Genomic DNA, 7,182 nt, shown 5'->3' with positions numbered 1-7,182 from the left:
CCGCCGCCCTCGTCAGTGACCGGCTTATAGGCCCTACCTCCCGAAGTAGTCAACACACACCCACCAAAGTTTTTTGACAAATTTATAACTGCCTGTTTCTAAACAACTATTCAGAACATTTTTATCAACACACCAAAATCAACGCCACCTCGGACAACCAGACGCAAACCACAAAACACAAAATCTTGTCCAAATGGTCAAAAATCACCGGTTAAGGATCGGCTGAGACGCATGGCGTTTCAATTGCCATCGGGCTTTACGCGTCCTAAGGATTGAGCTTCATCCATTTCTCTCATGCCGGAGCACCAAATGTTGGTCCTCGACGAAGCCAGAACCCGCGCCGCCCTCCCGTGGCGCCCTCTCATCGACGCCATAGACCATATGTTCAAGGGCGGTTGTATGATGCCGGTGCGCCATCATCATACAATGGCGGTTCCCGGGGAAAGCGATGCGACGCTGCTCTTGATGCCGGCCTGGGTGCCGGGGCGCTATTCGGGCGTGAAAGTGCTGTCGCTTTTTCCCGACAACGGCCTGCGAGGCCTGCCGGCAATCTACGGCACCTATCTCCTGTCATCCGGGACGACCGGGGAAATGCTGGCGATCGTCGATGGCGGCGAGCTAACGGCGCGGCGCACGGCGGCGACCTCGGCGCTGGCAGCGAGCAAGCTCGCGCGGGCGGATGCCTCGGAGCTTCTGGTGTGCGGCACAGGCCGCCTCTCTCCTAACCTGATGCAGGCACATGCCGAGGTCCGGTCGTTGACACGCATTCATGTCTGGGGCCGGAACAGCGACACGGCCGAGAGAACAGCAGCAGAGGCGCGAATCATGGGACTGCCGGCCATCGCCGTCAGCGATCTTGAAGCGGCGGCACGCACTGCCGACGTGATTTCCTGCGCCACTCTTTCCAGCCAGCCGCTAATCGACGGCAACTGGCTGAAGGCAGGCGCCCATCTCGATCTGGTCGGCGGCTACAAACCCGATATGCGCGAGGCAGACGACACGGCCATCCGTCGCGCCTCTGTCTTTGTCGATACGCTTGCCGGGGCGACGCACGAGGCGGGCGATATCGTCCAGCCGCTTGCAAGCGGCGTGCTGACGCGCGACGGGATCCGCGCAGAACTGGCGGAACTGGCGCGTGGCGAAAAGCCGGGCCGCCGCGACGACAACGAGATCACACTGTTCAAATCTGTCGGGGCGGCGCTCGAAGATCTGGCCGGCGCCATCCTCGCCTACGAGTCCCTGAAGGACGAACTGGCGGCATGACGCGGACGGCACTTCCTATCCTGCCGGTCTCCGAGGTCCTGCCCGAGATCGGCACGGCGCTTTGCGACGTCGGCCGTGCGGTTCTTTCGGCGCCGCCTGGCGCCGGCAAGACGACGCTTGTGCCGCTTTATCTGCTGGATCAGCCGTGGCGCGGAGACGGCAGGATCATCCTGCTCGAGCCTAGGCGGTTAGCGGCAAGGGCAGCGGCGGCGCGCATGGCATCGCTGCTCGGTGAAGAGGTTGGCGCCACCGTCGGTTACCGGATGCGGCTCGACACGAAGATTTCGGCAAGGACGCGCATCGAGGTGGTCACCGATGGCGTCTTTGCGCGGATGGTCCTCGACGATCCCGAACTCGCAGGCGTTTCGACTGTCATCTTCGACGAATTCCACGAACGCTCGCTGGATGCCGATTTCGGCCTGGCGCTGGCACTCGACGTGCAGTCTGCCTTGCGCGACGACCTACGCATCCTGGTGATGTCGGCAACGCTCGATATTGAGAGGGTTGCACAGCTGCTCGGCCAGCCGCCGGTGATCGAGAGCATGGGACGCAGCTTTCCGATTGATGTGCGCTACCGCGACAGGCCTGCCGGCGAGCGGATCGAGGACAGTGTCACTGCCGCCATCGTTGCTGCCCACCGGGATGAAAAGGGTTCGATCCTTGCCTTCCTGCCAGGCCAGGCGGAAATCACCCGCACCGCCGAGCGGCTGGAAGGACGGTTCGGGCCGGAGACGCTGATAGCGCCGCTGTTCGGGAACCTCAGCCAGAAGGAGCAGGACGCGGCGATCCGCCCGACTGCGGCGGGGATGCGCAAGATCGTGCTGGCGACCTCGATCGCCGAAACGTCGATTACCATCGACGGCGTGCGCGTTGTGATCGACAGCGGCCTGCAGCGGCTGGGCGTCTTCGAGCCGGCGACCGGCATCACCCGGCTGGAAACGGTGCGGGTGTCTCGCGCCTCGGCAGACCAGCGAGCGGGACGTGCCGGACGGACGGAGCCGGGTATTGCAATCCGGCTCTGGCATCCCGGCCAGACGGCGGCGCTGCCGGCGTTTACACCGCCGCAGATACTCTCCAGCGATCTTTCAAGTCTGGCGCTCGACCTTGCCCACTGGGGCGTCGAGGATCCCGGCAGTCTCGCCTTCGTCGATCAGCCGCCGGCCGGGACGCTTTTCGAGGCGCGGAGCTTGCTCAGGCAACTGGGAGGGCTCGATCACGCTAACGGGCTTACCGCACGCGGCCGGACGATGCGGGCGATGGCACTTCCACCCCGCCTGGCGGCGATGGTGATCTCAGCCGCCGGAAACGGCCAGGCACGCGAGGCGGCGATGCTGGCCGTGCTTTTGACCGAACAGGGGTTGGGAGGGCAAAGCATCGACCTGGAGGAACGGCTGCGGCGGTTTCGGGGTGAAAAAAGCGAGCGGGCCGAGGCGGCGCGACGACTGGTGGCAAGACTGGTGGCAACTGCCGGGGGCAGCAAAGGCGGCGGCGAACCGGTGATGGCCGGAACGCTGCTGCTGCACGCCTTTCCCGATCGTATCGCCCTGCAGCGGGGCGGTCGCGGCCGGTTCGTCATGGCCAATGGCCGTGGTGCCGAGCTGCCGGAGACGGAGCGGCTGTCGGGTGCAACGATGCTTGTCGTCGCGGACCTTACCGGTCGTGCCGCGCAGGGCCGGATTCTCAGTGCTGCCGAGATTACGCGCGGCGATGTCGAAGCCGAGCTGCCGGATAGCATCGTCACCGAAGATCAATGCCTGTTCGACAAGACGAGCCGGCAGGTCCGGGCCCGGCGGGTGACGCGGCTCGGGGCCATTGTCCTCGATGAGACGCCCCTGCCGCGTCCCTCCGCGCGCGAGGTAGCTGCGGCGCTGGCAGAGGGTATCCGCGAACTCGGGCTTGGCGTGCTCACCTTCTCCAAGGAAGCCGCCCAGCTGCGCGACCGGATCGGCTTTCTGCACCGAACGATCGGGGAGCCCTGGCCAGACATGAGCGACGAGGCCCTGCTCATCCGGCTCGCCGATTGGTTCGTACCGTATCAGGGCGACGCACGGGGGCTATCCGATATTTCCACCGGCGGACTATCGAACGGGCTGATGTCGTTGCTGCCGCATGATTTACAACGGGAACTCGGCCGGATGGCACCGACGCATTTCGAGGCGCCGACGGGGCAGCGCCACCCTATCCATTACGATGGGACGGAGCCGCTGCTGACCATCCGGGTTCAGGAGCTGTTCGGGCTTCGCCAGCATCCCTCCATCGGCGGCGGACGTTTGCCGCTGGTGCTGGAATTGACCTCGCCGGCGCACCGGCCGATCCAGACGACGCGCGATCTGCCGGGCTTCTGGGCCGGAACCTGGAAGGACGTGCGCGCCGACATGCGCGGTCGCTATCCTCGCCACCCCTGGCCCGAGGATCCGGCAGCCGCCGCGCCGACCACCCGCGTGAAGCCGCGCGGCACTTGAGTGCATCCGCCGTGAAGGAGTGAGCAGCATGATTGCCGAAAATGACAGCCTCTTGCCGGGCAATCACCACACCAGCCGGCGCGTGCGGCTGCAGACGCTGGTCCGCCTGCGCTGGCTTGCCGTCGGTGGCCAGGCCGCGACGGTGGCCATTGTCGCCTTCTGGCTGCAGTTTCCACTACCCTTGCTGCCCTGCTGCGTGCTGATCGCCTGCCTTGCCTGGATCAACCTGTTCCTGACGTTGCGCTATCCGCCGACGCACCGGCTGGATGCGCCGGCCACCTTCGCCCTTCTGGGGCTGGATCTGCTGCAGCTGTGCGGCCTGCTGTTCATCACCGGCGGCCTTGCCAATCCGTTTTCGATCCTGGTGTGCGTGCCCGTCATCATCTCCTTCGCTTCCCAGCCCATCCGCTACAGCATGACGCTGATCCTTGCGGCGATGGTGGCGATCACGTCTCTTGCGTTTTCGCCTTTCCCGCTCCCTTGGTATGCCGGGGGCATCGTCGCCATCAACCAGGTCATGCAACTCGGCGTCTGGTGCTCCATCGCATCGACAATGGCCTTCGCCGCCTTCTATGCCTATCGCGTCTCCATGGAGGCGAGCCAGCTGGCCGATGCGCTGGCGGCGACCGAGCTGGTGCTGCAGCGGGAGAAGCACCTTTCGCAGCTGGACGGACTGGCGGCGGCAGCGGCTCACGAGCTCGGAACGCCACTGGCGACGATCAGCATCGTTGCCAAGGAGATGGAGCGGGAACTCGGCCACGACGAGCGTTACCGGGAGGACGTGGCGCTGCTTCGCAGCCAGAGCGAGAGGTGCCGCGACATCCTGCGGCGGATTACGACGCTGTCGGCGGAGAACGAGGCGCATATGCGCTATCTGACGCTATCATCGATGATGGAGGAAATTCTCGCCCCGCATCGCGAATTCGGAATCAAGCTGACGCTGGTCGAGGAGACCGCCAGGGCCGGCGAACCGGTGCTCAACCGGAATGCCGGGATCATGTACGGGCTCGGCAACCTGGTGGAAAATGCTGTCGACTATGCCCGCGAGATGGTGACTGTCACGGTGGCGTTCGATGCCGAAACTCTGGCGATCACCATTGAAGACGACGGGGTCGGCTATGCGCCCGATATCTTGACCCGCATCGGTGAGCCCTATGTAACGACACGGCAGCGTGACGATGCCGCAGGCGGTCTCGGGCTTGGCTTGTTTATTGCAAAGACACTGCTGGAGCGCTCCGGCGCAACCCTGACATTTGGAAACCGCGAGGCGGAGACTTCAGGGGCACGGATCCGCATCGAATGGCCTCGTGTCTTGATAGAAAGCAATTCGACAAACTGAGCCGACGGGCTTATGACCAGTGCTCACGACGCTATATATATACACGCAGGATATATGCAGGCGGAAAACCGCCGGGATCACGGAATGACAGATCTAGACCACGACATCGAGACACTTGCCTCCAGCGACGGTGATATCGGCCCGGATCCGAGCCTGCTGATCGTCGACGACGACGGCCCGTTTCTGAGGCGGCTCGCCCGGGCTATGGAAGCACGCGGCTTTCTCGTCGAAACGGCCGACAGCGTTGCGGAAGGCGTGACGAAATCGAAGGCCCACCCGCCGAAATATGCGGTCATCGACCTGCGGCTGGGCGACGGTAACGGCCTCGACGTCATCGAAGCCATTCGGCAGCGCCGCGGCGACACCCGAGTGATCGTCCTAACCGGCTACGGCAACATCGCTACCGCCGTCACCGCCGTGAAGCTTGGTGCGGTGGACTATCTCTCCAAGCCGGCTGACGCCGACGATGTTTATGCAGCGCTGACGCAGAGGCCAGGCGGAAAGGCCGACGTGCCGGAAAACCCGATGTCAGCCGACCGGGTGCGCTGGGAACACATCCAGCGGGTCTACGAGATGTGCGAGCGCAACGTTTCGGAGACGGCGCGGCGTCTCAATATGCATCGGCGTACGCTACAGCGGATCCTGGCCAAGCGGGCGCCTAAATAGCGGGCTATTCGATCGGAAGCGGTTTGCCGATTGCCCATTCTGCCGCGAGCAGTCGTTGAGCGGCGACGCGCGAGAAATTGAGCGTGACGGCGCGGCGGGTGGTTGGCGGCAACCTGTGCTCAGGCGCCTCACGCACCATGTGGGCGCCGTAGCCGTCGGACAGGATCAGGCCGCATTCTTGCGGAAAGATATCGAGCGGCACGTCCTTGTGCGTGGCAAAGAACAGGCGGTCGCATTGCAGCCGGTAGTCCGGCCATTTCCGATCGACGCGAAAGTCCTCCACGGACGACTTGATCTCGATGATCCAGATCTCGCCCTTTTCGCTGAGGCTGATGAGATCGGCCCGCCTGCCGCCGGCGAGCGTCAACTCCGGCAGGACTGCATGCCTCATCTCGTGGAGCAGGCGCTGGGCGCCCTTGCGCACCAGCATCGCCCGCTCGGACTGGCGACCATCTATTAACGGATTGTTATTGTATAGGCTGAGAATCGTCATGATTTAACCAGTCTAGACCAAGTTTTGTTGCAAAAAAACCATGGGTTCCCAAATCGCGGCTCACACGATTATTTGTGCGACGCGTTTGCTTGCAATGCGGTGATATCGAAAATAAACCTTCCCAGAGATGGTTGGCAAAACCCTGAATTCCGGACACAAAATCGAGAGACCCCCATGCGCTTCAGCAATGCAATGACTGTATTGGGCCTTGTCGCGGCGTTTGCCGCGGCCGGCTATTCTTCCACAGCGATGGCTGCGCCGATTACCGCGCCTAGCTCTTCGGTCGAAACGCTGAAGACGTTTGACGGCGACTACGGGGTCACCCAGGATTCTGGCTTCTCGCTTCCTGCTATCCCGATCCAGAAGGTCAAGCCGGAGTTCCGCCGCCAGATCATCAGCTATCAGACAACGGAATCGCCGGGCACGATCATCGTTAACACCCGCGAACGTCATCTCTATTACATCCTGCCGGATGGCCAGGCCATGCGCTACGGCATCAGCGTCGGCAAGGCTGGCTTTGCCTGGTCGGGCAACGCCTACGTTGCCTGGAAGCAGGAATGGCCAAATTGGCACCCGCCGAAGGAAATGGCAGAGCGCCGGCCGGAAATCGCCAAGTTTGTTGAAGGCGGCATGAATCCAGGCCTCGAAAACCCGCTCGGCGCCCGTGCAATGTATCTCTACAACGACAAGGGCCAGGACACCTTGTTCCGCCTGCACGGAACGCCGGAATGGGCATCCATCGGTACGGCAGCATCTTCGGGCTGCATTCGCCTGATCAACCAGGACGTCATCGATCTCTACAGCCGCGTCCTCCCGGGCCATACGACCAAAGTCGTCGTCATCCAGTAGATTTCACATCTCATCGACATCAGCGGCTGCCGGATAACTTCCGGCAGCCTTTTTTATTGGTATGGATCGGGTCGCGGGGGCAGTATGACTGTTCCCTTTTCGCAGCCAGT

6 protein-coding genes are annotated in these 7,182 nt (G+C 63.0%); 5 read left to right on the top strand and 1 reads right to left on the bottom strand.

From position 1 onward, the window contains the following. The first annotated feature begins 309 nt into the window (after positions 1-309). From EQW76_RS24670 to EQW76_RS24655, 4 genes are all read left to right on the top strand, one after another. Positions 310-1,263, top strand: coding sequence for an ornithine cyclodeaminase family protein (locus tag EQW76_RS24670; protein WP_142828628.1), 954 nt, complete (start codon positions 310-312; stop codon positions 1,261-1,263). Then, complete coding sequence (hrpB, locus tag EQW76_RS24665) at positions 1,260-3,725, top strand: ATP-dependent helicase HrpB (RefSeq protein ID WP_142828630.1); 2,466 nt, start codon at positions 1,260-1,262, stop codon at positions 3,723-3,725. Before EQW76_RS24670 ends, hrpB begins: the two co-directional genes overlap by 4 nt. 28 nt (positions 3,726-3,753) lie before the next feature. Next, a complete protein-coding gene (locus EQW76_RS24660) occupies positions 3,754-5,064 on the top strand; it encodes an ActS/PrrB/RegB family redox-sensitive histidine kinase (RefSeq protein ID WP_142828632.1) in 1,311 nt (436 codons plus the stop codon). Between the two features lie 84 nt (positions 5,065-5,148). Then, positions 5,149-5,730 carry an ActR/PrrA/RegA family redox response regulator transcription factor gene (locus EQW76_RS24655; RefSeq protein WP_142828634.1) on the top strand — a complete coding sequence of 194 codons (582 nt, stop codon included), beginning with the start codon at positions 5,149-5,151 and terminating at the stop codon, positions 5,728-5,730. Between the two features lie 4 nt (positions 5,731-5,734). Here EQW76_RS24655 and EQW76_RS24650 read toward each other — a convergent pair whose 3' ends face one another. After that, a complete protein-coding gene (locus tag EQW76_RS24650; RefSeq protein WP_142828636.1) occupies positions 5,735-6,223 on the bottom strand; it encodes an MmcB family DNA repair protein in 489 nt (162 codons plus the stop codon). Positions 6,224-6,397: 174 nt separating this feature from the next. Here EQW76_RS24650 and EQW76_RS24645 point away from each other — a divergent pair, with 174 nt between their 5' ends. Further along, positions 6,398-7,072, top strand: a complete 675-nt coding sequence (locus tag EQW76_RS24645) for a L,D-transpeptidase (RefSeq protein ID WP_142828638.1) — start codon at positions 6,398-6,400, stop codon at positions 7,070-7,072. Positions 7,073-7,182: the final 110 nt, after the last annotated feature.

Origin of the sequence: Rhizobium sp. rho-13.1 (genome assembly GCF_007000305.1) — a bacterium.
Taxonomy (GTDB): domain Bacteria; phylum Pseudomonadota; class Alphaproteobacteria; order Rhizobiales; family Rhizobiaceae; genus Rhizobium; species Rhizobium rhododendri.
Note: the sequence above shows the minus strand (reverse complement) of the source record. Positions and strands in the feature narration are given on the sequence as shown.